Origin of the sequence: Actinoplanes auranticolor (assembly GCF_018332655.1) — a bacterium.
Taxonomy (GTDB): Bacteria; Actinomycetota; Actinomycetes; order Mycobacteriales; family Micromonosporaceae; genus Actinoplanes; species Actinoplanes auranticolor.
The window spans coordinates 1-23987 of sequence record NZ_BOQL01000073.1; the positions used below are offsets into that span (position 1 = coordinate 1).

Sequence of the window (23987 nt, forward strand, 5' to 3'; positions counted from 1 at the left end):
GCGCGACCGGTCCCGGAACAGATGCGACCGGCCCAGGAACGACCGCTCCCGCGGATCCGGCGACCCCGCCGAGGTCGGGTGACCCGTGGGCGGCCGCCACCCGCGCCCCCCGAGCATCCACCGGGACCGCCCCGACAACCCGACCGCCGCGCAAGAGCGCACACGCGGATCCGGCCGATCCGGCCGCCGGGCTGAAGCCGCGGCGGGACGTGCCGGCCGAGCCGGGTGCGTGGGTGGTGACTGCGTCCGGTTCCGTGTCCCAGCCCGGGACCGCACCTGAAGGCACGACCCGCGACAGCGCTCCGGGATCCCGGGAGGATGCGACGCGGGCGGAGGCACAAGCAGCCGCACAGACCGACGCCGTCGGACCGGAGCAGGCGGCGCAGGCCGCCGCTGTCGGACCGGATCCGGGCGCCGCCGCGGCCCTGCCGCAGGGTGACCCGTGGGCGGCAGCGACCCGCTCGCCTAAACGACCCACTTCCGACCGGCGGCCCATCTCCGACCGGCGGCCCATCTCCGACCGGCGGCCCATCTCCGACCGGCGGCCCGGCCCGGCCGCACCGGGCCGGCCACCCGCACAGCCCGCCCCCACTGCGGCTGCTCAACCATCCGCCGACCGCCCGCAAACCACTCACCGCGCCCCCGCCGAGGACCCCGCTGCCGCGGTTGATCAAGTCAGTGCGCGTACCGGAAAAGGCTCTGAAAAAGACCCCGCCACAAATATCGAGGAATCCGGAGCCCTGCCTGACAATGGTCCCGGCTCCCCTCGACGCGTGACGGGGGCCACCGATGTCTGGGCGGCGGTTACCGCCGCAAATGGCGACACGGCCGGTGATACCGGCGTGGCGCAGACGCCCAGCGTGGATCATGATGTTCCGGGCACTGCGCCGGCTGCTGAGGCAGCCGAGGGCCGTGGTGCCGGTTCGGGCGACGACGCCCGTTCCGGCGACGCGGTGTGACACAACAGAGGGGACGGGCAGCGTGACGCTGACCATCGGAATCGACGTCGGCGGCACGAAGGTGGCCGGTGGGGTGGTGGACGACCGCGGCGTCGTGCTCGCGCAGACCCGGCGGGAGACGCCGGCCGAGGATCCTGCCGGTACCCGGGACACGATCGTGGCCGTCGCGGCCGAGCTGGCCGCCGCCCACCCCGAGGCCAAGGCCGTCGGCATCGGTGCCGCCGCCTGGATCGATGCCGCCGGGGCCACCGTCCTGTTCGCGCCCAATCTGGCCTGGCGGGACGAGCCGGTGCGGGACTACGTCGCCAAGGCCGTCGGGCTGCCCACCGTGCTGGAGAACGACGCGAACGTCGCGGCCTGGGCGGAGTTCCGCTACGGCGCCGCCCGGCACGCCGACGACTCCATGGTCATGATCACGGTGGGGACCGGCATCGGTGGCGGCATCGTCATCAACGGCGGGTTGTGGCGGGGCGCCAACGGCATCGCCGGGGAGCTCGGGCACATTCAGTCCGTGAACGACGGGCATCCCTGCGGTTGTGGCCGGCTCGGCTGCCTGGAGCAGTACGCCAGCGGCAACGCGCTGGTCCGGTTCGCGCAGGCCGGCGCCCGGCAGGAGCCCGGCCGGGCTCCGCTGCTGCTCGACCTCGCCGGTGGTGATCCGGCCGCGATCGGCGGGCGGATGATCACCGCGGCCGCGCACGGCGGGGACGGCGTGGCCCGCGACGCGTTCGCGCAGATCGGCTACTGGCTGGGGGTCGCGATGGCCGACCTGGCCCAGGCGTTCGACCCGCAGGTGCTGGTGGTCGGCGGTGGCGTGATCGACGCCGGCGAGCTGCTGATGGGACCCACCGAACGGACGTATCGGGACCAGCTGGCACAACGTGGCAGGTTTCCGGTCGCCGAGATCCGGGCAGCTGAGACCGGCAACACGGCAGGTGTGCTCGGCGCCGCCGATCTCGCCCGACGTATCTGACCAACGACGAGGGAGCACGCCGTGTCCGGGGTCCCGCTTCGGGTGTTGAGCTACAACGTGCACGGCCTGCGCGACGACCGGGCGGCCCTCACCGGGCTCGTCCGCGACCTCGCCCCGGATGTCGTCGTCGTGCAGGAGGCGCCGCGCCGGTTCCGGTGGCGGCAGAAGTGTGCCTCCCTGGCCGACGACTTCGGCATGGTCGTGGCCGCCGGCGGGCTTCCCTCGCTGGGTAACCTGCTGCTGGTCAGCCTCCGGGTCCGGGTGCACGAGCAGTGGTGCCTGCGCTATCCGCTCACCCCGGGCCGGCACCTGCGCGGCGCCGCGTTCGCCCGGTGCTCGGTGCGCGGCGCCCGGTTCACCGTCTCGGGCTCGCACCTGGCCACCGACGCCCGGGAGCGCCCGGATCAGGCGGCCCGCTGGAAGGAAGCGTTGTCGGCGGTCGACGGTCCGCTGATCGCCGCCGGCGACCTCAACGAGGGGCCGGGCGGGGGCGCCTGGCGGACGGTCGCCGACGGCCTCACCGACGCCGCCGGTGCCGCCTCCTCGGCCCTCACGTTCCCGGCCACGCTGCCCCGGCTGCGCCTCGACGGGCTCTTCGTCTCGCCGGACATCACGGTCGACCGGTACGAGGTCGTGGAGACCGATCAGGCCCGCCGGGCCAGCGACCACCTGCCCGTTCTCGCGGAGCTGTCCCTGCCTTCCGAGTAGCTCTCGCTTCTGCGAGGATCTCCGGGTGCCCGACACCCCTGACATCGCCGACCGGCACGACGCGGTCTGTGTGATCGGCGCCGGCGGCAGCGGTCTCGCGGCGATCAAGAACCTGCGTGAGCAGGGCTTCGCCGTCGACTGCTACGAACGCGAGACCTCGGTCGGCGGCGCCTGGAACTGGCGGCACGACCGCAGCCCGGTGTACGCCTCCACCCACCTGATCTCGTCACGCCCGCTCACCGAGTTCCCCGACTTCCCGATGCCCGACGACTGGCCGGACTATCCGCACCACAGCAAGCTGCTCAGCTACCTGGAGCGCTACGCGCAGCACTTCGGGCTGGGCGACAGCATCTGGTTCGGCACCGAGGTCGTGGCCGTGACGCCGGTCGGTGATGGGCGCTGGGACGTCACCACCCGCAGCACGGGCGGCGGCGCCGAGCGGATCCAGCGGTACGCGGCCGTCGTCGTGGCCAACGGGCACAACTGGTCGCCCAAGCCGCTGCCGGTGGACACCTCGAAGTACCGGGGGCAGGTGATCCACGCGTCGGCGTACAAGGACCCGGCGCAGTTGCGCGGGCGCAAGGTGCTGGTGGTCGGCGGCGGCAACACCGGCTGTGACATCGCCGTCGAGGCGGCCCAGCAGGCGAGCACGGTCTGGCACTCGACCCGCCGCGGCTACTGGTACGCCCCCAAGTACGTCTTCGGCCGCCCCGCCGACCAGGTCAACGACAAGATGCTGCAGCTGCGCCTGCCGTTGTGGCTGCGCCAGTGGATCTACCACCGCGCGCTGCGGCTCACCGTCGGCGACATCACCCGGTACGGCCTGCCCGAGCCCGACCACCGCCCGTACGAGAGCCACCCGGTGGTCAACAGCCAGCTCGTCTACTACCTGGGCCACGGCCGGATCACTCCGGTGCCGGACGTGACCCGCCTGGAGGGCTCGACTGTGGAGCTGGCCGACGGCCGGCGCGTCGAGCCCGACCTGGTCATCACCGCGACCGGCTACCTGCCCCGGTTCGAGTTCCTCGCCCCCGAGCTGCTCGACATCGACGACGACGGCAAGCCCGATCTGCACCTGCACGCATTCGCCCGGAAGCACCCGACGCTCGCGGTGATCGGGCTGGTGCAGCCGGACGCCGGGCTGTTCCCGCTCGCGCACTGGCAGAGCGTGGCCGTGGCCCGCTGGCTGCGGTTGCGGGCCACCGACCCGGTCCGGGCCGCGGCGGTGCAGCAGCGGGAGTCGACGCGGCCGCTGCGGTCGTGGACCCGGCTGCGGGTGGTGCCCTCGTCCCGGCACTGGTTCGAGGTCAGCCACACCAGTTACCTGCGCACCCTCGAAGATCTGTTGAAGCAGCTGGAGCCGGCATGAGTTCGCAGGTGTTGCGGTTCGCGGACTGGACGTCTCCGGTGCCGCCGGTGCGGCGGGAGGTGCTCAGCGCCCTGCCGGAGACGGCCGAGGACAATCCGCCGGTGCTGTTCGTGCCGGGGCTGGGCCACGGCGCGTGGGCGTTCGCCGAGCACTGGCTGGGGCATACCGCGTCGCGGGGCTTTGCGGCCCACTCGGTGAGCCCGCGGGCGAACGGGTCGCTGCGGGCGTACGTGCACGACGTGGTGCAGGTGGCGGCGGGTCTGCCGCGGCAAGCTGTGCTGGTCGGTCACGGCGCGGGCGCGCTGGTCGTAGCGCACGCCCTCGCGCGGTATCCGGCCCGGGCCGCGGTGCTGGCCGCGCCGGTGCCGGAGGGCTGGTCGGCTCTGGGGGCCGCGCTGCGGGCCAACCCGCTCGGCACGCTGCCCGCGCTGATCGGTGCGGCGCCCCGGCTGAGCCGCAAGCAGCTGTTCAGCGCCGAGCTGGCCGAGGCCGACGCCTACCGGGCGAAGCTCGAGCGCACCCCGGCGGCGATCTACCGGCAGGTGCTGTTCGCGACCCCGCCGGCGGCGCCGGTCGGGGACCCGCCGACCCTGGTGGTGGGCAGCCCGGACGACCGGGTGGTGCCGCGCAAGGCGCTCGACCGTACGGCGGCCCGGTTCGGCGGGGCACCGCTGCTGTTCCCCGGGATGGCCCACGATCTGATGCTCGACACCAACTGGCGGGAACCGATCGACGCGATCCTGGACTGGCTCACCAAGGAGCTGGCCGGCTGACCATGGCCGGCGTGACGACGCTGCTCAGCGACGCAGGCCGGCCGCCAGACGCCCGGAGTGGTCCAGGGCGGTGAGGTAGGCGCGGGCCCAGGCCAGGATGTCGTAGCGGGTCAGGTGGTCGCGCATCGCCCGCATCCGGCGTCGCAGGTCCGCCGGGTCGGCGTCGAGGGCGTCCAGCAGGGTCGCTTTGAGCCCGTCCACGTCGTGCGGGTTGACCAGGAACGCGTCGTCGAACTCGGCGGCGGCCCCGGCGAACTCGCTGAGCACCAGCGCGCCGGTGCCGGCGGCGCGGGCGGCCACGTACTCCTTGGCGACCAGGTTCATGCCGTCGCGCAGCGGGGTGACCACCATGACGTCGGCGGTCAGGTAGAGGGCGGCCAGGTCGGCGCGGTCGAACGGCTGGTTCAGGTAGTGGATGGCGGGCTCGCCGACGCGGCCGTACTCGCCGTTGATCCGGCCGACCTCACCCTCGATCCGGTCGCGCAGCACCCGGTAGCTGTCCACGCGTTCCCGGCTCGGCACGGCCACCTGCACCAGGACGGTGTCGTGCACCTTGACCCGGCCGTCCCGCAGCAGCTCGCTGTACGCCGTCAGCCGGTGCTCGATGCCCTTGGTGTAGTCCAGCCGGTCCACGCTCAGCAGGACCCGCCGCGGCCGTCCCAGGTCGGCGCGCAGCTGCTCGGCGTGCTCGACGATGTCGGGGCGCGCGGCCAGCGACTGCATCTCGCTGACGTCGATCGAGACCGGGAACGCGCCGGTGCGCACCATCCGCCCGTCCAGGGTGACCTGGTCGTCGGTGGACTGCGCGCCCAGCAGCTTGGTGGCCAGCTGGGCGACGTTGTGCGCGGCCTGCGGGCGCTGGAAGCCGACCAGGTCCGCGCCGAGCATCCCGCGCAGCAGCTCGACCCGGCGGGGGAGCTGCATGAACAGCTCGGGCGGGGGGAACGGCACGTGCAGGAAGAAGCCGATGAGCACGTCCGGGCGCAGCTCGCGCAGCAGCTGGGGGACGAGCTGCAGGTGATAGTCCTGGATCCAGATCGCGGCGCCCGGCCCGGCGACCTCGGCGGCCGTCTCGGCGAAACGCCGGTTCACGTCCCGGTACGTCTCCCACCAGCCGCGGTCGAAGACAGGCTGCTCGACGGCGTCGTGGTAGAGCGGCCAGAGCGTGGAATTGGCGAAGCCCTCGTAGTAGCCGCGAAGCTCCTCCTCGGACAGTGCCACCGGCCGGATCCGCAGCGTGCCGATGTCCGGCAACGTGGGCGCACTGTCGATGCCGCCGTTCCAGCCGACCCAGGTGGCCGGCGTCTGCTGCAGGATCGCGTGCAGGGCGCTGGCGAGACCGCCGGGGCTGCGCCGCCATTCGCAGGCGCCGTCCGGGGCGGCACTGTCGTCCAGCGGAAGGCGGTTGGCGACGACCACGAGCGAGCTCTGGCGCATCCACGAAAGGTTACGCGATGGCTACCGAGCGAAACAACGTCAGTGATCTATGTCCTTCTTCGGCCTTCGTCAGACCACTGCGCCGTCGTCGAAGTCATCGTCGTCGTCGCCCGAGCGCAGCCGCCAGACCAGCGTCACCGCGCCGCCGACGATCGCGGTGAAGCCGATCAGGGTGACGAAGTTGCGCTCGATCGGCAGCAGCCACGGGAACAGGAAGAGCAGGAAGCCGAGCACCACGCCGAGCACGCCGGCGACCGCGTACTTGGAGATGTGCGGCAGCGGGGGCGGGGGCGGCGGGGTGTAGCGCTCGTCGTCGTCCTCGTCCAGGCCGTCGTCGTCCGTGCCGGTGCCGAACGTGTCCAGCCCGTCCAGCAGCGACGGCTCGTCGGTGCGACGGCGGTTGAGCGAGACGCCCGAGAAGTCGGCGGCCGACGGCAGAGTGCCGCCCGGCTGGCGGGGCTGCTCCGGCGGATCGTTGGCCGGCAGCTCCGGCGCGCGGGTCGGATCCACCCCCTCCGACGCCGGCCACGGCGGGGCCGTCGGATCGATCGGGGTGTGGAAGCCGGCGACGATCTTGGCCCACTCGGCGTCCACGGTGCCCTGGTCGGTGCGGGTCTCGGACTTCGGGGCGACCGGGGTCGGGCCTACGCCACCGGTCAGCTTGTGCAGGTGCTCGCGGGCCGTGGCCAGGTGGGTGCGGTCGACGTAGAGCCGGTCGGTGGGCCGGGCCGGGAACGTCGTGGCGCGCAGGATCGGATTCAGGTCCGCGGACGGCTGCAGGTACGCCGCGATACCGCCCGCGGCCAGCACGTCCAGGAGGTGTTCACCGACGCGGGGATCCACGTCGCCCGCGGCCGCGTAGTCGGCCGCGTCGAGCCCGTTGTCCCGCCGCCCGCGGCGGGCGCCACCCGCTGACACCCTGCTCACTCCTCGCTTCGCGCCGTCGCGCGCTGTGCCCGCCTGGTCGGCGGATCCGGTCCCCGTTCAGCTGCGCCCGGCCGACCGTGCCTTGAATGGTGACACGTGACATGCCGGTTCCGGGAGTGCGTTGTGGCGTGCCGCTCCCGCTTCGTACGCTTTCGCTTGCCACAGACCGTGGCGCGCGGGAAAGGACACCGGTGTTCTACTGGCTGCTCAAGTACGTCGTGCTGGGACCCGTCCTGAAATGCCTCTTCCGCCCCGATGTGGAGGGGTTGGCTCACGTACCACGGAGCGGACCGGTGATCCTGGCGTGCAACCACCTCTCCTTCTCCGACTCGATCTTCACACCACTGCTGGTGAATCGGAGGGTGACGTTCGTCGCCAAAGCGGAGTACTTCACCGGTAAGGGGATCAAAGGCTGGCTCATGCGACAGTTCTTCGTCAGCACGGGGACGATCCCGGTGGACCGTTCGGGCGGCAAGGCGGCCCGGGCGGCCCTGGACACCCAGCTGCGGGTCCTGCGCGGCGGAAACATCGCGGGCATCTACCCGGAGGGCACCCGCTCACCGGACGGCCGGCTCTACCGCGGCAAGACCGGTGTGGCCCGCCTGGCCCTGGAGAGCGGCGCCCCGGTCGTACCGGTCGCCCTGCTCAACACCGACGAGATCCAGCCGACCGGCAAACTGATCCCCAAGATCAAGCGCGTCCGCATCCGCTTCGGCGCCCCCCTCGACTTCACCCGCTACGCAGACCGGGTCGGCGACCGCTTCGTGGAACGGGCGGTGACGGACGAGATCATGTACGAACTGATGACCCTGACCGGCCGCCCCTACGTCGACGTCTACGCAGCCAGCCTGAAAACGGCAATCGTCGCCCCGAGCCGGACGTCATCCGCGAGTGTCGAAACCTGACCGATTTGAGCTACGCGTCCCGGCGTAGGCAACCGCAACACCGGGGCTGGAGTGGGGCGGTTCTCGGCCCAGCGGCCGGTCCAGGCCGAGGGATCGGCCGCCGGGCTGGCCGGGTGGCATTGGTGGGCGGTCTGCGGTCGGTCCGCGGGCTGGCGGGCAGTATGGGCAGGCGGCCTGAGGGCCGATTGCTCGGCTGGTCCGGCGACATGGCGGCCGACACGGCCGGCGATTCCCGGCCGGACGGGCGGAGTGGCGGCAACCAGCCCGGCGCCGATCCCTCGGCCTGGACTGGCCGACCGGCCCTGAGGCGGCAATCGTCGCCCCGACGACCACCGAGGGCCGTAACCAGAGTCGGACTGCGCCCGTCGGTGACCTCGACACCGACCTCGTGGGGCGCAGTCCCGTCGAGCCGGAGGCGAGACCAGCAACAGAGCTAGCGGTCGGCCATGCCGGCTCGGCGGCGGAGAGCTGAGACGTCTGTGACCACGATGCGGCGGCCTTCGGTGCGGAGCCAGCCGCGGCTGGCGAAGGAGCCGATCGCCTGGTTGACGCTCTGCCGGGAGCCGCCTGCCATCTCCGCCAGCTGGCTCTGGTTGAGCTCGATGGTGATCATCGGGGCCTGGCTCTCGCCGGCCAGGCGGACCAGGGTCTTGGCCACTCGGCCGGGCAGGTCGAGGAAGACGTGGTCGGCGTTCTGCTCGGTGAGGCGGCGGATCAGCGCCCCCACCGAGCGCATCACCGCGTCCAGGATGCGGGGGTTGGAGTGCACCAGGTCGATGAAGGCGACCCGGGACAGCGCCAGGGCCTGGCTGTCCTCGATCGCTTCGGCCGACGCTGAGCGGGTCAGGGCGTCCAGCAGGGAGACCTCGCCGAGGACGTCCGGCGGGCGGACCACGGTCAGCACCGCGCGTTCGCCGGTCGGGGCGGTGCGGAAGACGGCGATGGCGCCGCGGCGGAGGATGATCAGGGAGTCGCCGGGGTCGTGCTCGACGAACAGGATCTGACCTTTGCGGTACGTGCGCGGCACCGCCGCCGCGATCACCCGCTGGCGGACGTCCGGCTCCAGGCCGGCGAACATCTCCACGCCTGTGAGCGCGTCCCCGTGCTCTGCCAGTCGATGATCCACGGTCAGTCCCTCCCCGATCGGGACCCCCGTGGACACAGTTGTCCGGCGCCGGCCCCACGACGCGAACGATCACTCTTAGCATGAAGAGCCACGTCGACGCCATTTGATACATCCAGCAGACGCATACGATCATCTCGCGCGCGTAGCTATCTGTACACCCTCTAATCGCCGCCTGTGACTATCGCCCACGGTGTCCGTCGTCATTACGGTGTGTACCGGGATAATCGCCGCCGTGCCGGATGACGACCTTCTTCGATCAACCTTGCGCGACCAGTGGCACCTCGTGCCCGCCGAGATCACGGCGCTGCCCGGGGGCCTGCTGTCGCACGGCTGGGACGTGACCGCGGGCGGCGAACGCTTCGTGGCCCGCCTGGCCGACCCCGCCGCGCGCCAGCCGGTCGAAGCGGGCCTGGCCGCGGCCGAGCTGCTGAGGGGGTCCGGCATCGAGGCGGGCGAGCCGGTGCGGACCCTGGCCGGGGGCCTCACCGCGGAGACGCCGGCCGGCGCACTGGCCGTGCTGCGCCGGGCGCCGGGCCGTACCCTCGACGGCCGCGACCCGGTCGACCAGCAGTTCTGGGGTGACCGGCTGGGCGCGGTGCACTGCCGGCTGCAGGGCTTCCGGCATCCGGGGCTGCGCCGCTGGAACCTGCTCGACCCGGAGGCGGCGCACCTGGACATCGAGACCTGGCTGCGCCCGGCGGTCGCCGAGGCGGTGACGGCGATGACCAGGCTGACGGTCACCGACCGGCTCACGTACGGGGTGCTGCACGGCGATCCGGCCCCGGAGATCTTCCTGGTCGACCCGGCGACCGGCCGCGCGGGCCTGCTCGACTGCGGCGCCAGCGGCACCGGCCCGCTGCTCTACGACGTGGCGGCGGCGGTGGTCTACGCGGGTGGCCCGGACACCTCGGCGGAGCTGCTGGACGGCTACCTCGCGGCCGGCCCGGTCGACGAGGGCGAACTGCACGCGGCGCTGCCGGTCCTGCTGCGCTTCCGCTGGGCGGTACAGGCCGACTGGTCGGCGCAGCGGCTCGCCCGCGGCGAGGACGAGAGCGCCCGGCAGGCTCTGCGGCAGGCGAGGCAGGCCCTGGCCGAGGGGCCCGGCGCGGCGTAGGCAAGGATGTCCGCGATGGCCTACAGGTATTTCTACGACTGCGAATTCATCGAGGACGGGCGCACGGTCGACCTGGTCTCGATCGGTATGGTGGACGAGTTCGGCCGCGAGTTCTACGCGGTGTCGACCGAGTTCGACGACTCCCGGGCGGTGCCCTGGGTGCGCCGCAACGTGCTCGACAAGCTGCCGTCCCCGGCCGACCCGGCGTGGCGTTCCCGCGAGCGCATCCGCGACGACCTCTACGCGTTCATGCGCGAACCGGTCCAGGGCCGCGACGAGCAGATCGAGTTGTGGGCCTGGTACGCCGCGTACGACCACGTGGCCCTGGCCCAGCTGTGGGGGGCGATGCCGGCGTTGCCCCGGGAGATCCCCCGCTTCACCAAGGACCTGCGCCAGAAGTGGGACGACCTCGGCCGCCCGCCCCTGCCGACCGCCGAGGGCCGGCACGACGCCCTGGTGGACGCCAGGCACAACCTCGCGCGCTGGCGCGCGATGGGCGGATAGTCCCCGTTCGTTTCGGGTCACCCGCAGCGGGCACCTCTGTCGGCGTATCCGACGACGGTGAGGGGATTTGTGATGGCCGAGAAGACCGAGCAGGAGAAGCGGGAAACGCTCAAGGGGCTGGTCAAGGACGCCCGGATCGGCATGCTCACCACCATGACCGCCGACGGGCGGCACGTGAGCCGGCCGATGGCCGTGCAGGACGTCGAGTTCGACGGCGACCTCTGGTTCTTCACCTACTCCGACTCCGACCTGGTCCAGCAGGTCCGCACGCACCCGCAGGTGAACGTCTCGTTCAGCGACGACAAGCAGCACGCCTGGGTCTCCATCGCCGGCTCCGCCGAGCAGCTCACCGACCGGGCCAAGGCCGAGGAGCTGTGGAACCCGATGCTCAAGGCGTGGTTCCCGGACGGCCTGGAGACGCCGAACCTGACGCTGGTCAAGGTGCACGCCGACACCGCCGAGTACTGGGAATCGGCGCACAGTTCGAGGGTTGTCACTCTGCTGGGCATGGCCAAGGCCGCCGTGACCGGCAAGACCCCTGACGCGGGTGAGAACGAAACCGTGCAGTTGTAGCGGGGTGCTTTGGCCCGGGTGGGGCGCGGCGACTAGAGTGCGCTTGCGGCCCGCCCCGGGACCCCGGCAGTGCAGCCGGTCGACCGTTCTCCTGTTGCCGGCGGGCATCTCGCGACCCGATCAGGGAGGACGAGCAAATCATGCGTATCGGCGTGCTCACCGGCGGCGGCGACTGCCCCGGTCTGAACGCGGTGATCCGGGCGGTGGTTCGTAAGGGCGTCGCCACTTACGGACACGAGTTCGTCGGATTCCGCGACGGGTGGAAGGGCCCCCTGGAGGGCCTGACGAAGCCCCTCGGCATCGCCGAGGTCCGGGGTATTCTGCCGCGCGGCGGCACCATCCTGGGCTCTTCCCGCACCAACCCGTTCAAGATCGACGGCGGCGTGGAGCGGATCAAGGCCAACCTGGCCGAGCAGGGCGTCGACGCGCTCGTCGCGATCGGCGGCGAGGACACCCTCGGCGTCGCGACCAAGCTCAACGACCTGGGCGTGAACGTCGTCGGCGTGCCGAAGACGATCGACAACGACCTCAACGCCACCGACTACACCTTCGGCTTCGACACCGCGGTCAACATCGCGATGGAGGCCATCGACCGGCTGCACACCACCGCCGAGTCGCACCACCGCACCCTGGTGGTCGAGGTCATGGGCCGGCACGCCGGCTGGATCGCGCTGCACGCCGGCCTGGCCGGCGGCGCCAACGTCATCCTGCTGCCGGAGCGCAACTTCGACGTGGAGCAGGTGGCCACGTACGTGACCAAGCGCTTCCAGGTCGAGTACGCCCCGATCGTCGTGGTCGCCGAGGGCGCGCAGCCGCTCGAGGGCCAGATGAGCCTGCAGAGCCAGGAGAAGGACGCGTTCGGTCACGTCCGCCTGGGCGGCATCGGCCAGTGGCTGGCGCAGCAGCTGGAGGACAAGACCGGCAAGGAGGCCCGTACGGTCGTCCTCGGTCACATCCAGCGCGGCGGCACGCCCACCGCGTTCGACCGCGTCCTCGCGACCCGATTCGGTCTGCAGGCGATCGACGCCGTCCACGAGGGTGATTTCGGTAAGATGATGGCGTTGCGTGGCACCGACATCGTCCGCGTCCCGCTCGCCGACGGCACCGGTGAGCTCAAGACCGTGCCGATCTCGCGGTACGACGAGGCCGAGGTCTTCTTCGGCAGCTGAGCCGGCGTTCTTCATAAAGGGGGCGACCGCCGGTCGCCCCCTTTTTCTCTGTCCCGAAGGGGTCCGATGGGCAATCACATGATCGCGGTGATCGGCGCCGGCAAGCTCGGCGAACTGGTCCTGTCCGGCCTGCTGCGGGCCGGCTGGCCGGCCAACCAGCTCATCGCCACCACCCGGCGCCCGGAACGCGCGGCCGAACTGGCCGAGCGCTACGGCATCCGGCCCACCCTGAACCTCACCGCGGTGACCCAGGCCGACGTGCTGCTGGTAGCGGTCAAGCCGCAGGACGCGGGCAAGCTGCTGGACGAGTTCGGCATGAAGATCCCGCCCGGCAAGCTGGTGGTGTCGCTGTGCGCGGGCCTGCCGACGAGCTTCTTCACCGAGCGGCTGCCCGGCGGCATCCCGGTGGTACGGGTCATGACCAACACCCCGGCGCTGGTCGACCAGGCGATGACGGTGATCTCCGCGGGCCCGTACGCGACCGACGAGCACCTGGCACTGACCGAGGAGATCTTCCAGCCGCTGGGCAAGACGATGCGCGTGCCGGAGGCCCAGCAGGACGCCGTGACGGCGCTGTCCGGTTCCGGCCCGGCGTACTTCTACCTGCTGGTCGAGGCGATGATCGACGCCGGCATCCTGCTCGGGCTGCCCCGCCAGGTCGCGCACGAGCTGATCGTGCAGACCGCGATCGGCTCGGCGGTGATGCTGCGCGACTCCGGTGAGCACCCGGTGAAGCTGCGCGAGGCGGTGACCTCACCGGCCGGCACGACCATCTCGGCGATCCGCGAGCTGGAGAAGCACGGCGTCCGGGCGGCGCTGCTGGCCGCTCTGGAGGCCGCCCGGGACCGCGCCCGGGAGATCGCCGCCCAGTCCGCTTGATTCAGTACCAGATGGCGATGCGGGCGCCGTTGTTCTCTTCCGGCGGGCTGGGGTGGCTCTGGGCCGCTCCGGTCGCCATCCGGTGGGCGCTCCAGGCCACCGCGGCGGCGTCCAGGATGTCGTCGGGCGGGGCCTGACCGGCCGGGCCGAGCTGGTCGGGCAGCACTATGCCGTGCTTGGCCAGCAACTGCCGGCGGCGGGCCTGCCCGGTCCAGGTCTTCTTCGCGTACGCCAGCGGCTCGCCCGCCATCTGCCGGAACGACACCTCGGGGTGGGCCTCGAAGAGCAGCCCCGGGTGCCGTTCCCAGATGGCGTTGGCCTCCAGCAGCTTGGGCCGCAGCGCCCACGACTGGCGGCTGAGGCCGGCGCCGGTGAGCTCGCGGCAGAGCCGGTTGGCCGCGGCGAAGTCGCCCTCCTGCCAGACCGCGCGCGGCGGCACCCGGAAGATGCTGCTGCGCCGGGGTCCGAGCTGGTCGGCGGCGAGGGTGTCGGCAGCCCGCCAGCGGTCGGGGAGCATGCCCAGCGGGATGTCGACGCCGATCACGGCCGCGCCGGAGCTGCCCGCGACGATCTCGTACAGGGTGGACGCCAGCATCGCCCGGCCGAACGCGCCGTCGCGCAGCTCGACCCCCACCCAGCCCAGGGCGTACGCGTCGACGCCGATCACGTGGATGCTCATCGGCAGCTCAGCGGAGGAGCAGTTTCTCGATGGCGGCGATCAGCTCGCCGTCCTGGGGGTCGGTCTGTGGTCCGAACCGGGCGGCCACCGCACCGTCCGGGCCGACCACGAACTTCTCGAAGTTCCACTGGATGTCGGGGCCGTCGCCGACCAGCTCGCGGTAGAGCGGGTGGCGCCCGGGCCCGTTCACTTCCACCTTCTCGGTGAGCGGGAAGGTGACGCCGTAGTTCACCTGGCAGAAATCTTCGATCTCGGCGGCGGTGCCCGGTTCCTGGCCGGCGAACTGGTTGCACGGGACACCGAGGACGACCAGCCCGCGGTCCGCATAGGTGTCGGCGAGCGCCTGCAGGCCGGCGTACTGCGGGGTGAGGCCGCAGCGGGAGGCCACATTGACCACCAGGACGACATGATCGCGGTAACGATCCATATCGGCCGGTCCGCCCGAGAGTGTGTGGATGTCGACGGCAAAGATGGTCATGACGGCAGACTACGCGCTGTGCCCGAGCGAGTGCACGCCGTGGCTGCGTCCGGGAGAAAAGTTAAGGTCGCGCTTAATCAGCGATGACCTTCTTGACTCATGTTCATAGATGTGACTACCGTCTCTTCAACTTCCCTTTGGAAAGTTTCCTAACTGTTCTTGAGGAGACGCAGTGAAGAAATCCCTCCGCCGCGCCCTATGGGCCGGGGCCATCGTGGCGGTCGCCTCCGCTGCGGTCCCCATGGTCCAGGCATCCGCCGCCGAAGCCTGTGCACCCGCCTGGAGCGCCTCGGCGGTCTACGTCAAGGACAACTCGGTCTCGTACCAGTCGAAGAACTACACCGCGAAGTGGTGGACCACCAACGAGAACCCGTCCACCAGCGGTCAGTGGGGCGTCTGGGCCGACAAGGGTGCCTGTGACGGTGGGCCGACCACGCCGCCCACCACCCCGCCGACCACGCCCCCCACGACACCTCCCACGACTCCGCCGACCACGCCGCCGACGACCCCGCCGACCAACGGCCCGGCCGGTAAGGCCGTCGTGGGCTACTTCGCCGAGTGGGGCGTCTACGGCCGCAACTACCACGTCAAGAACCTGGTGACGAGCGGCTCGGCGGCCAAGCTGACCCACATCCTGTACGCCTTCGGCAACACCACCGGCGGCCAGTGCTCGATCGGTGACGCGTACGCCGACTACGACAAGGCCTACACCGCGGCCGACAGTGTGGACGGCGTCGCCGACACCTGGGACACCGGCGCGCTGCGCGGCTCGTTCAACCAGCTGCGCAAGCTCAAGAAGCTGTACCCGAACATCAAGGTGATCTGGTCGTTCGGCGGCTGGACCTGGTCCGGTGGCTTCACCCAGGCCGCGCAGAACCCGACCGCGTTCGCCAACTCCTGCTACAACCTGGTCAAGGACTCCCGCTGGGCGGACGTCTTCGACGGCATCGACGTCGACTGGGAGTACCCGAACGCCTGTGGCCTCACCTGTGACGCCAGCGGCCCGGACTCGTACAACAAGGTCGTCTCCGCCCTGCGCACCAAGTTCGGGCAGAACTTCCTGGTCACCTCGGCGATCTCGGCCGACGGCTCGAACGGCGGCAAGCTGGACGCGGCCGACTACGCCGCGGGCATCGCGAAGCTGAACTACGTCTTCCCGATGACCTACGACTACTTCGGCGCGTTCGCCGCCCAGGGCCCGACCGCCCCGCACTCGCCGCTGACCTCGTACGCCGGCATCCCGCAGCAGGGCTTCTGGTCCGACGCGGCGATCCAGAAGCTGAAGAGCAAGGGCGTGCCGTCCAGCAAGATGCTGCTCGGCATCGGCTTCTACGGCCGCGGTTGGACCGGTGTCACCCAGACCGCCCCGGGCGGCACGGCCACCGGCGCGGCGCCGGGCACCTATGAGGCCGGCATCGAGGACTACAAGGTCCTGAAGAACAGCTGCCCGGTCTCCGGCACGATCGCCGGCACCGCGTACGCCAAGTGCGGCAGCAACTGGTGGAGCTACGACACCCCGAGCACCATCGCCGGCAAGATGACCTACGCGAAGCAGCAGGGTCTGGGCGGTGCGTTCTTCTGGGAGTTCTCCGGTGACACCAGCAACGGCGAGCTGATCAGCGCGATCAGCAACGGCCTCAAGTAGTCACTGCGGTAACAGAAGGCGGGGTGCCCTCACGGGTGCCCCGCCTTTGTCATGCCGCCACCGCGGTGACGTCGAACTCGACCAGCAGGTCGGGGGCGGCCAGGGCGGCCACCCCGATCAGCGTGGTCGGCCCGGGTGATCCGGCCCCGCTGCGCTGCAGCCCGGCGAAGAGGTCGCCCGCCTTCTCCGGCTGCCAGTCCACGACGTAGATGGTGGTCTTGACGACGTCGGCGAACGTCGCGCCGGCCGCGGCCAGGGCGGTGCCCACGTTGCGCAGTGCCTGCTCGGTCTGGGCGGCCAGGTCGCCGGCGACCTTTCCCTGCGCGTCCTGGCCCACCTGACCGGCCAGGAAGATCATGCGGCTGCCCTGCGCGACCGCAACGTGGGTGTAGCCCTGCGGCTCGACGAGTCCGTCCGGGTTGATCAGCGTGACAGCCATGGTGTCCTCCTGTAACGTCGTTACTCGTGGATAACGACGTTACACCAACCTTCGCCGAGATGCGACGCCGCGGGCAGGACGAACTCCGCCGGTTCCTGCTCGACACGGCCGGCCGGCTGCTCGCCGAGGAGGGGCCGGCCGCGCTGACCATGCGGCGGGTGGCCGCCGAGGTCGGCTGCTCGACGACCGTGCTCTACACCCTGTTCGGCGGCAAGGACGGGCTGGCCGCGGGGCTGTACCGGGAGGGCTTCGCGCGTTTCCAGCGCCGGTTCCAGGACCTGCCGCCCAGCCCGGACCCGATCGCCCGGATCCGGGCGCTGTCCGCGGCGTACCGGGCGGGCGCCCTGGCCGAGCCGCACTACTACCGGGTCATGTTCCTCGGCGCGATCCCCGGCTTCAGCCCCGGCCCGGACGATCAGGCCGTCGGCAATGCGACATTCCAGTACCTGATCGACGCCGCCGCCGCGGGCATGGCGGCGGGGGCCTACCGGCCCGGCGACCCGGCCGCCGTCGCCCAGGTGCTGTGGGCGGCCGCGCACGGCGTGATCAGCCTGGAGGTGGCCGGGGTGTTCGGCCCGGAGGGCGCCGATCAGCGGTACGCGGACGCGACCGGAGCGGCCACGGCCTGGTTCATCTCATCAGACGGCAGCGACGGGGCCGGTTGAACGGCGACGGGACACCGCGCCGTAGGCTTTCCGTATGCGCCGAGAGTGGCATCAGTTGAGTCATCCCGGGGTCGGGACCACCGCCCTGCAGACGTCCCGCCCGTCCACCGATTCCGCCGAGGACTCCGCCCTGGGCCTGGACAAATGGCGGGAGCTTCCGCGCTTGCAGATGCCGCCGTGGGCCGACATGGACGAGGTCGCCTCCGTCTGCCGGGTCCTCGACACCGTCCCGTCGATCGTCGCGCCCTACGAGGTCGACCAGCTCCGGCACCGCCTGGCCGAGGTCTGCGAGGGCCGCGCCTTCCTGCTGCAGGGCGGCGACTGCGCCGAGACCTTCGCGGACAACACCGAGAGCCACCTGCTGGCCAACGCCCGCACGCTGCTGCAGATGGCGGTCGTGCTGACCTACGGCGCGTCGATGCCGGTGGTCAAGGTGGCCCGGGTCGCGGGGCAGTACACCAAGCCCCGGTCGTCGGCGACGGACTCGCTGGGGCTGCCGGCGTACCGCGGGGACCTGATCAACTCGCTGGACGCGAACGAGGCGGCCCGGGTGGCCGACCCGCAGCGCATGATCCGGGCGTACGCGAACTCCGCCGCGGCGATGAACATGCTGCGGGCGTACCTGGCGGGCGGCCTTGCCGACCTGGCCGGCCTGCACGACTGGAACAAGGACTTCGTCCGCGCCTCGCCGGCCGGCGAGCGCTACGAGGCGATCGCCCGGGAGATCGACCGCACCCTGGACTTCATCCGCGCGTGCGGCATGACCGAGGACGAGGCGCTGCGCACGGTCAGCCTGTACTGCTCGCACGAGGCGCTGGCACTGGAGTACGACCGCGCGCTCACCCGGGTCTCCGACGGCAAGGCGTACGGCCTGTCCGGGCACTTCCTGTGGATCGGCGAGCGCACCCGGCAGCTGGACCACGCGCACATCGACTTCATCAGCCGGATCGCCAACCCGATCGGCGTCAAGCTCGGCCCCGGCACCAGCCCGGAGACGGCCATCGAGCTGTGCGAGAAGCTCAACCCGGACAACATCCCGGGCCGCCTGACCCTGATCAGCCGGATGGGCAACGGCAAGGTCCGGGACGCGCTGCCGGCCATCGTGGAGAAGGTCACCTCCACCGGGGCCAAGGTGGTGTGGCAGTGCGACCCGATGCACGGCAACACCCACGAGTCGTCCAACGGCTACAAGACCCGGCACTTCGACCGGGTCGTCGACGAGGTGCTCGGCTACTTCGAGGTGCACCGCGGCCTGGGCACCCACCCGGGCGGCATCCACATCGAGCTGACCGGCGAGGACGTCACCGAGTGCCTGGGCGGTGCGCAGGGCATCGAGGACCTCGACCTGCCGGGCCGCTACGAGACGGCCTGCGACCCCCGGCTCAACACCCAGCAGAGCCTGGAGCTGGCCTTCCTGGTGGCGGAGATGCTGCGTGGCTGACCTGCGCTCCGACACCGTCACCCGGCCGACCGCGGCGATGCGCGAGGCCATGGCGACGGCGGTGGTGGGCGACGACGTCTTCGGCGACGACCCGACGGTCATCGCGCTGGAGCGGCAGGTGGCCGGGCTGTTCGGGCACGAGGCGGCACTGTTCGCCCCGTCCGGCACGATGGCCAACCAGATCGCCCTGCAGCTGGTCGTGCCGCGCGGCGGTGAGCTGCTGGCCGGCGCCGACGCGCACGTGGTCACCTACGAGCAGGGTGCGGCGGCCGCGCTCGGTGGCATCTCCACCCGGACCTGGCCGTCGGTGGGCGCGGCGCTGGACCCCGAGCAGATCGAGGCGATGATCCGCCCGGACGGTTACCCGTCCGTGGCGACCAGGGCCGTCGCGGTCGAGCAGACGCACAACCTCGGCGGCGGCGGTGTGGTCCCGCTGGAGATCCTGCGCCGCCTGCGGGCGGTGGCCGACGCGGCGGGTGTGGCCCTGCACTGCGACGGCGCCCGCATCTGGCACGCGCACATCGCGGAGGGCGTGCCGCTCGCGGCGTACGGGGAGCTCTTCGACACGCTGTCGGTCTGCCTGTCCAAGGGCCTCGGCGCGCCGGTCGGCTCGCTGGTCGTGGGCAGCGCGGACCGCATCGCCCAGGCCCGGCTGCTCCGCAAGCGGCTGGGCGGCGGCATGCGCCAGGTCGGCATCCTGGCGGCGGCCGGTCAGCACGCGCTGGACCACCACCTGACCCGGCTGGCCGACGACCACGCGCGCGCCCGCCGGCTGGCCGAGGCGCTCGAGCCGCTCGGGGTGGAGCGGGGGGCGGAGGTGCGGACCAACCTGGTGATGCTGGACCTGACCAAGGCGTCCCTGGACGCGCCGTCGCTGGTGGCGGCGGCGGCCGAGCGGGGAGTGCTGCTGGCGGCGATGCTGCCGCGTACGGCCCGCCTGGTGACCCACCTGGACGTCACCGACGACGACATCGACGAGGCGATCACGGTGTTGCGGAGCCTGCTTTCCTGAGGTCTTCTGCTTACATCAGGAGCCGACGCCGTTGCGAACCGCCGAGGAGCTCCGATGACCCGCCGCGCCACCGGTACCTTCACCACCGTCTTCGAGCCGCTGCCGATCGACGACGACACGATCAGCCGGATGCAGGTGCTCAAGACCATCGAGGGTGACCTGAGCGGCACCGGCCGCGCGGAGATGCTCTCGGTCGGCACCCCGATCGACGGCTCGGCGGGCTACGTCGCGATCGACCGCATCACCGGCACGCTGCACGGCCGCAGCGGCAGCTTCGTGCTGCAGCACTACGGGCTGATGGACCGCGGCGCCGGGACGCTGATCGTGCGGGTGGTGCCGGACTCGGGCACCGACGAACTGGCCGGTCTCACCGGTACGTTCGAGATCGACAACAGCTCCGAGGAGCACCGCTACACCTTCGAATACGACATCACGCCGGGCTGACCCCGGTCACGCGGTGCCGGGATCGGCCAGCACCCGGTCCACGACGTCGCGCCAGGCCGGGGCGGCCCCCGGCTCGGCCAGCATGATCAGCGCCTTCCACAGTGCCCACCCACGGGCCCGCTGCCAGGTCTGCCGGTCGAGGCCGACCGCGTCCCGGAAGGCGGCGCGTTCGGTCCCTTCGAGGGAGTTCCAGGCGATCACGAGGTCACAGGCCGGATCGCCGACGCCGCAGGTGCCGAAGTCGATGACGGCGGCCAGCCGCCCGTCGCGCACCAGCAGGTTGCCGACCGCGATGTCGCCGTGGAACCAGACCGGCGCCGACGGCCAGGCCGACTTCAGCGCCTGGGCCCACACGCTCCGGCAGGCCGGCCCGTCCACGGTGTCGCCGAGCTGCTCCAGGGCCTGCTCGACCTGGTCGCCGTAGACGCTGGGGTGGCAGCCCCGGAAGAACGAATGCCGGCCGCCGGCCGGGCCGGGCACGGGAGCCTGGCGCAGCACGGTGAGGAAGGCGCCCAGGTCACTCGCCAGCCTGTCCCGGCCGACCTCCGCGGCGTCCTCCAGGGTGTCGCCGGCCAGCCACTGCCGCACCGACCAGGGGAACGGATAGCCCGCACCCGGGCGCCCGACCGCCACCGGGGACGGGACCGGCAGCGGCAGGTGCCCGGCCAGCTCGGGCAGCCAGCGGTTCTCCTTCTCCACCGCCGCCACGTATCCCTCGCCGCTGGGCAGCCGCACGGACAGCTGATCGCCGAGCCGGAAGGTGCGGTTGTCCCAGCCCTGCCGGGGCACCGGAGTGACGGGCAGGTCGCTCCACTGCGGGAACTGCTCGGCGATCAGGGCGCGTACCAGATCGGTGGTGATCGAAGGCTTCACAGCTCGGGGCGCAGCCCTTTGAGCAGGGCGATGTCCGCCGCGTGGCCCTCGTGCTGCTCGGTCGGGGTCTCCACGATCACCGGCAGGCCCGCGGTCGCCGGGTGGGCCAGCAGCTCGGCGAAGGCGGCCGCGCCGATCCGGCCCTCACCGATGCGCTCGTGCCGGTCGCGGGTCGAGCCGCACCCGTCCTTCGAGTCGTTCGCGTGGATGAGCTGTAGCCGGCCCTCGCCGACCGTGGCCACCAGGGCGTCCAGCGTCTCGGTCATGCCGCCCGGCTTGGCCAGGTCGTGCCCGGCCGCCCAGGCGTGGCAGGTGTCGAAGCAGACGCCCAGCCACGGGTGGTGCTCCACCGCGTCCAGGTACGGCCCCAGATCCTGCACCTTCGACGCCAGGCTGCGCCCACCACCCGCACTGGGCTCCACCAGCACCTTCGGCAGGCCCTGGGCCGCCGCCACGTCCAGCAGCGGCAGCAACGCCTCGCGGAGCTGGTGCAGCGCCTTGTCGTCGTGGGCCGGGTCGACCGAGCTGCCCGCGTGGTAGACGATCGCCGTCGCACCGATCGCGGCACCGCGGCGCAGCGCGTGCTCCAGCGTCTCCACCGACCGCTGCACGGTCTGCTCGGTGGGCGAGCCCAGGTTGACCAGCAGCGACGCGTGGATGTACGCCGGCAGCCCCCGCTCGCCGCAGCCGTCGCGGAACAGCGCGTCCTGCTTCGGGTCACCGGGCGGCAGCGCCCAGCCGCGGGAGTTCGAGACGTAGACCTGCACCGCCTCGGACCCGGCCGCGTCCGCGTACGGCAGCGCCGCCTTGGCCAGCCCTCCTGACGTCCTCGTGTGCGAGCCGACCGGCCTGCTCACGCGCACGTCAGCACCACCTCGGTCTGCGGCGGGACCGGCGTGCCGGCCGGCGGGTTCTGGATCCGGACCACGCCGTTGGGGTTGAAGTCGAGGCGGGCGCGCAGCCCCTGCGACTCCAGGACGCCCTTCGCCTGCTGGCACGGCTGGTTGTTCACGTCCGGGACACCGACCTGCGGCGGGCCCTTGCTGACCACGAGCTTGATCTCGTCGTCCTTCTCGGCGCCGGTCCCCGGGGCGGGGGACTGCTCGATGACCTGGTCAGCGGGCTGATCGCCGTCCTTGTACTGCTCCACCACGTTCAGGCCGAGCCGCTGGGCCTCACCGCGGGCGTCGTTGATGTTCTTGCCCGTCAGGTCCGGGACGGTGATCGGCGCCTTGCCCTTGCTGACCACCACGGTCACGGTTGCGCCCGGCTTGAGCTGCGCGTCCGCCTTCGGGTCGGTGGAGATGACCACGCCCTGCGGAATGGTGTCGCTGTACTTGCCCTTGCCTTCCTTGACCTTGAGCTTCGTGCCCTCGATCTCGCCGCGCGCCACGGCCAGCTCCTTGCCGACCACGTCGGGCACCGGATAGCGCTCCGGGCCCAGCGAGAGCGTCAGGACGACGACACCGCCCTTGAGGATCCGCTCGGTGGGCGGCGGGTCCTGGTTGAGCACCACGTCCTTGGGGACGTTCTCGCTGAACGCGCCGTCGCCGATGCGCAGCTCGAAGCCCTCCTGGGCGGCGGCCTGCTCGGCCTGGGCCCGGCTCATGTTCACCAGCTGCGGGGTGTCCGTGTACCGGCCGAGGGTCACCCACCAGGTGCTGCCGACGACGACGAGCACCATCAGCGCCACCGCCGCCATGATCAGGATCTGCCGCCGGTCGCCGGTGAAGCGGCCGCGCACACCACCCCCGCCCTGCGGTGCCGGCGGTCCGGCCCGGCGCTGGCCACCGCGGGACCGGCCCTGCTCCGGCAGCCGGGCCCAGCCGGGACGGTCGCCGCCGGTGGCCGGGAAGGTCGTGGTGATCGCGGGCACGAGCGCGGTGGCGTCGGCGGCCGGCGGGCGCGCCGGGACCTGGCGCAGCAGCGCGGTCTCGACGTTCGCCGCACCCAGGTCGTCGCGGACCACCTGCACCTCGGCGAGCAGCGCGCCGGCGTCGGTGGGGCGGGCGCCCGGGTCACGGCGGGTGGCCCGGGCGACCAGGTCGTCGAGCACGGTGGGCAGGCCCTTGACGATGCTGGACGGCGCCGGGACGTCGTTGTCGACGTGCTGCCAGGCGACCTCGACCGGCTCGTCACCGTCGTACGGGACCCGGCCGGTGAGCATCTCGAAGAGCACGATACCGGCCGAGTAGACGTCCGTGCGCGCGTCCGCGTGCCCGTCGGTGACCAGCTCCGGCGCCACGTAGGCGACCGTGGCCATGAGCTGGCCCGAGTCGTCGGTGCTGCTGGCCTCGACCGCGCGGGCCAGGCCGAAGTCGGCCACCTTGACCACGCTGTCGACCAGGTTGGCGATGCCGCCGCTGGGCGCCTCGGCGACCAGCACGTTCTCCGGCTTGACGTCGCGGTGCACGAGGCCGGCGCGGTGCGCGGCGGCGATCGCGGCGAGCATCTGCTCACAGATGGCCAGCGCCTCGACCGGGTTGAGCCGGCGGCGCTGGGTGAGCAGGTCGCGCAGGGTGCGACCCTGGACGTACTCCATGACCAGGTACGGCAGGCCCTGGTGGCGGCCCTGGTCGTACACCGCGACGACGTTGGGGTGGGTGAGCCGGGCGATCGTCTTCGCCTCGTCGGTGAAGCGGTCGACGAAGTGCACGTTCGTCGCCTGCGACGGGTGAATGATCTTCAGGGCCACCGTGCGTTCGAGCCGGTCGTCCACAGCGGTGTACACAGTCGCCATGCCACCACGGGCTACCCGGCCGGTGATCCGGTAGCGCCCGTCAATCGTCGTGCCGATCAACGTGTCGGCGACAGTCGTGTCCATCGGCGTGAAGTGTATGTGTCCTTCCGGGCGCGGCAGCCCAGGATCTCACAGCTGAGACCGAACGGGTACAG

General features: G+C 71.8%; 24 protein-coding genes. 15 read left to right on the top strand and 9 right to left on the bottom strand.

Annotation, left to right across the window (positions count from 1 at the left end; all coding sequences use genetic code 11):
* Positions 1–981 precede the first annotated feature (981 nt).
* From Aau02nite_RS39710 to Aau02nite_RS39725, 4 genes are read left to right on the top strand one after another with little or no spacing between them, the layout of a single operon-like run.
* Positions 982–1932 (top strand): ROK family glucokinase, encoded by a 951-nt coding sequence (locus Aau02nite_RS39710; RefSeq protein ID WP_212993821.1) that lies wholly within the window; start codon positions 982–984, stop codon positions 1930–1932.
* A gap of 21 nt (positions 1933–1953) precedes the next feature.
* Positions 1954–2640 (top strand): endonuclease/exonuclease/phosphatase family protein, encoded by a 687-nt coding sequence (locus Aau02nite_RS39715; protein ID WP_212993822.1) that lies wholly within the window; start codon positions 1954–1956, stop codon positions 2638–2640.
* 25 nt (positions 2641–2665) lie between these two features.
* Positions 2666–4009: a flavin-containing monooxygenase gene (locus tag Aau02nite_RS39720; protein ID WP_212993823.1), complete on the top strand. Its 1344-nt coding sequence runs from the start codon at positions 2666–2668 to the stop codon at positions 4007–4009.
* A complete protein-coding gene (locus Aau02nite_RS39725) occupies positions 4006–4782 on the top strand; it encodes an alpha/beta hydrolase (RefSeq protein WP_212993824.1) in 777 nt (258 codons plus the stop codon). The genes Aau02nite_RS39720 and Aau02nite_RS39725 overlap by 4 nt, the downstream gene beginning before the upstream one ends.
* A 24-nt stretch (positions 4783–4806) precedes the next feature.
* Here the strand turns inward: Aau02nite_RS39725 and Aau02nite_RS39730 are convergent, their stop codons facing one another.
* Both Aau02nite_RS39730 and Aau02nite_RS39735 read right to left on the bottom strand, forming a co-directional pair.
* Positions 4807–6219 carry an alpha,alpha-trehalose-phosphate synthase (UDP-forming) gene (locus Aau02nite_RS39730; protein WP_212993825.1) on the bottom strand — a complete coding sequence of 471 codons (1413 nt, stop codon included), beginning with the start codon at positions 6217–6219 and terminating at the stop codon, positions 4807–4809.
* A 69-nt stretch (positions 6220–6288) separates the two neighbouring features.
* Complete coding sequence (locus Aau02nite_RS39735; RefSeq protein ID WP_212993914.1) at positions 6289–7137, bottom strand: DUF308 domain-containing protein; 849 nt, start codon at positions 7135–7137, stop codon at positions 6289–6291.
* Between the two features lie 200 nt (positions 7138–7337).
* On the opposite strand from Aau02nite_RS39735, the gene Aau02nite_RS39740 reads away from it, so the two are divergent.
* A complete protein-coding gene (locus tag Aau02nite_RS39740) occupies positions 7338–8051 on the top strand; it encodes a lysophospholipid acyltransferase family protein (protein ID WP_212993826.1) in 714 nt (237 codons plus the stop codon).
* 433 nt (positions 8052–8484) lie between these two features.
* On the opposite strand, the gene Aau02nite_RS39745 is transcribed toward Aau02nite_RS39740, so the two are convergent.
* Entirely contained in the window at positions 8485–9177 is a 693-nt protein-coding gene (locus Aau02nite_RS39745) for a Crp/Fnr family transcriptional regulator (protein WP_212993827.1), read from the bottom strand.
* 232 nt (positions 9178–9409) lie between these two features.
* On the opposite strand from Aau02nite_RS39745, the gene Aau02nite_RS39750 reads away from it, so the two are divergent.
* The 5 genes from Aau02nite_RS39750 (at position 9410) to proC (ending at position 13416) form a co-directional block, all read left to right on the top strand.
* Positions 9410–10291 carry a phosphotransferase enzyme family protein gene (locus Aau02nite_RS39750; protein WP_212993828.1) on the top strand — a complete coding sequence of 294 codons (882 nt, stop codon included), beginning with the start codon at positions 9410–9412 and terminating at the stop codon, positions 10289–10291.
* A gap of 15 nt (positions 10292–10306) precedes the next feature.
* The gene (locus Aau02nite_RS39755; protein ID WP_212993829.1) at positions 10307–10795 is read left to right on the top strand and encodes a polyadenylate-specific 3'-exoribonuclease AS; all 489 of its coding nucleotides are present in this window, start codon (positions 10307–10309) and stop codon (positions 10793–10795) included.
* Between the two features lie 72 nt (positions 10796–10867).
* Complete coding sequence (locus Aau02nite_RS39760) at positions 10868–11368, top strand: pyridoxamine 5'-phosphate oxidase family protein (RefSeq protein WP_212993830.1); 501 nt, start codon at positions 10868–10870, stop codon at positions 11366–11368.
* 140 nt (positions 11369–11508) lie between these two features.
* A complete protein-coding gene (locus Aau02nite_RS39765; protein WP_212993831.1) occupies positions 11509–12537 on the top strand; it encodes a 6-phosphofructokinase in 1029 nt (342 codons plus the stop codon).
* Between the two features lie 66 nt (positions 12538–12603).
* Complete coding sequence (proC, locus tag Aau02nite_RS39770; RefSeq protein ID WP_212993832.1) at positions 12604–13416, top strand: pyrroline-5-carboxylate reductase; 813 nt, start codon at positions 12604–12606, stop codon at positions 13414–13416.
* A gap of 1 nt (position 13417) precedes the next feature.
* Here the strand turns inward: proC and Aau02nite_RS39775 are convergent, their stop codons facing one another.
* Together Aau02nite_RS39775 and Aau02nite_RS39780 are read right to left on the bottom strand one after the other, a co-directional pair.
* The gene (locus tag Aau02nite_RS39775) at positions 13418–14095 is read right to left on the bottom strand and encodes a DUF429 domain-containing protein (RefSeq protein ID WP_212993833.1); all 678 of its coding nucleotides are present in this window, start codon (positions 14093–14095) and stop codon (positions 13418–13420) included.
* 7 nt (positions 14096–14102) lie between these two features.
* Positions 14103–14573, bottom strand: coding sequence for a glutathione peroxidase (locus tag Aau02nite_RS39780; RefSeq protein ID WP_212993834.1), 471 nt, complete (start codon positions 14571–14573; stop codon positions 14103–14105).
* Positions 14574–14745: 172 nt separating this feature from the next.
* On the opposite strand from Aau02nite_RS39780, the gene Aau02nite_RS39785 reads away from it, so the two are divergent.
* The gene (locus Aau02nite_RS39785; RefSeq protein ID WP_212993835.1) at positions 14746–16218 is read left to right on the top strand and encodes a glycosyl hydrolase family 18 protein; all 1473 of its coding nucleotides are present in this window, start codon (positions 14746–14748) and stop codon (positions 16216–16218) included.
* A gap of 49 nt (positions 16219–16267) precedes the next feature.
* On the opposite strand, the gene Aau02nite_RS39790 is transcribed toward Aau02nite_RS39785, so the two are convergent.
* The gene (locus Aau02nite_RS39790; RefSeq protein WP_212993836.1) at positions 16268–16657 is read right to left on the bottom strand and encodes a RidA family protein; all 390 of its coding nucleotides are present in this window, start codon (positions 16655–16657) and stop codon (positions 16268–16270) included.
* 26 nt (positions 16658–16683) lie between these two features.
* On the opposite strand from Aau02nite_RS39790, the gene Aau02nite_RS39795 reads away from it, so the two are divergent.
* Genes Aau02nite_RS39795 through Aau02nite_RS39810 form a run of 4 tightly spaced genes read left to right on the top strand, consistent with a single transcriptional unit; the run spans position 16684 to position 20219 of the window.
* Positions 16684–17322: a TetR/AcrR family transcriptional regulator gene (locus tag Aau02nite_RS39795; protein ID WP_212993837.1), complete on the top strand. Its 639-nt coding sequence runs from the start codon at positions 16684–16686 to the stop codon at positions 17320–17322.
* 34 nt (positions 17323–17356) lie between these two features.
* A complete protein-coding gene (locus Aau02nite_RS39800; protein ID WP_212993838.1) occupies positions 17357–18763 on the top strand; it encodes a class II 3-deoxy-7-phosphoheptulonate synthase in 1407 nt (468 codons plus the stop codon).
* A complete protein-coding gene (locus Aau02nite_RS39805; protein ID WP_212993839.1) occupies positions 18756–19775 on the top strand; it encodes a threonine aldolase family protein in 1020 nt (339 codons plus the stop codon). Before Aau02nite_RS39800 ends, Aau02nite_RS39805 begins: the two co-directional genes overlap by 8 nt.
* 54 nt (positions 19776–19829) lie before the next feature.
* Positions 19830–20219 (top strand): DUF3224 domain-containing protein, encoded by a 390-nt coding sequence (locus tag Aau02nite_RS39810; RefSeq protein WP_212993840.1) that lies wholly within the window; start codon positions 19830–19832, stop codon positions 20217–20219.
* Positions 20220–20225: 6 nt separating this feature from the next.
* Here Aau02nite_RS39810 and Aau02nite_RS39815 read toward each other — a convergent pair whose 3' ends face one another.
* Genes Aau02nite_RS39815 through pknB form a run of 3 tightly spaced genes read right to left on the bottom strand, consistent with a single transcriptional unit; the run spans position 20226 to position 23916 of the window.
* Positions 20226–21092, bottom strand: a complete 867-nt coding sequence (locus Aau02nite_RS39815; RefSeq protein ID WP_212993841.1) for an aminoglycoside phosphotransferase family protein — start codon at positions 21090–21092, stop codon at positions 20226–20228.
* Positions 21089–21955: a deoxyribonuclease IV gene (locus tag Aau02nite_RS39820; RefSeq protein WP_212993842.1), complete on the bottom strand. Its 867-nt coding sequence runs from the start codon at positions 21953–21955 to the stop codon at positions 21089–21091. The genes Aau02nite_RS39815 and Aau02nite_RS39820 overlap by 4 nt, the downstream gene beginning before the upstream one ends.
* Positions 21946–23916, bottom strand: coding sequence for a Stk1 family PASTA domain-containing Ser/Thr kinase (gene pknB / locus Aau02nite_RS39825; protein ID WP_212993843.1), 1971 nt, complete (start codon positions 23914–23916; stop codon positions 21946–21948). The genes Aau02nite_RS39820 and pknB overlap by 10 nt, the downstream gene beginning before the upstream one ends.
* Positions 23917–23987 lie beyond the last annotated feature (71 nt).

What these genes read in the sequence shown, in the direction of transcription:
- Aau02nite_RS39725 (WP_212993824.1), top strand. Translation starts at nt 4,006, where the DNA reads ATGAGTTCGCAGGTGTTGCGGTTCGCGGACTGGACGTCTCCGGTGCCG.
- Aau02nite_RS39730 (WP_212993825.1), bottom strand. Translation starts at nt 6,219, where the DNA reads ATGCGCCAGAGCTCGCTCGTGGTCGTCGCCAACCGCCTTCCGCTGGAC.
- Aau02nite_RS39755 (WP_212993829.1), top strand. Translation starts at nt 10,307, where the DNA reads ATGGCCTACAGGTATTTCTACGACTGCGAATTCATCGAGGACGGGCGC.
- Aau02nite_RS39760 (WP_212993830.1), top strand. Translation starts at nt 10,868, where the DNA reads ATGGCCGAGAAGACCGAGCAGGAGAAGCGGGAAACGCTCAAGGGGCTG.
- Aau02nite_RS39765 (WP_212993831.1), top strand. Translation starts at nt 11,509, where the DNA reads ATGCGTATCGGCGTGCTCACCGGCGGCGGCGACTGCCCCGGTCTGAAC.
- proC (WP_212993832.1), top strand. Translation starts at nt 12,604, where the DNA reads ATGGGCAATCACATGATCGCGGTGATCGGCGCCGGCAAGCTCGGCGAA.
- Aau02nite_RS39775 (WP_212993833.1), bottom strand. Translation starts at nt 14,095, where the DNA reads ATGAGCATCCACGTGATCGGCGTCGACGCGTACGCCCTGGGCTGGGTG.
- Aau02nite_RS39780 (WP_212993834.1), bottom strand. Translation starts at nt 14,573, where the DNA reads ATGACCATCTTTGCCGTCGACATCCACACACTCTCGGGCGGACCGGCC.
- Aau02nite_RS39790 (WP_212993836.1), bottom strand. Translation starts at nt 16,657, where the DNA reads ATGGCTGTCACGCTGATCAACCCGGACGGACTCGTCGAGCCGCAGGGC.
- Aau02nite_RS39800 (WP_212993838.1), top strand. Translation starts at nt 17,357, where the DNA reads ATGCGCCGAGAGTGGCATCAGTTGAGTCATCCCGGGGTCGGGACCACC.
- Aau02nite_RS39810 (WP_212993840.1), top strand. Translation starts at nt 19,830, where the DNA reads ATGACCCGCCGCGCCACCGGTACCTTCACCACCGTCTTCGAGCCGCTG.
- pknB (WP_212993843.1), bottom strand. Translation starts at nt 23,916, where the DNA reads ATGGACACGACTGTCGCCGACACGTTGATCGGCACGACGATTGACGGG.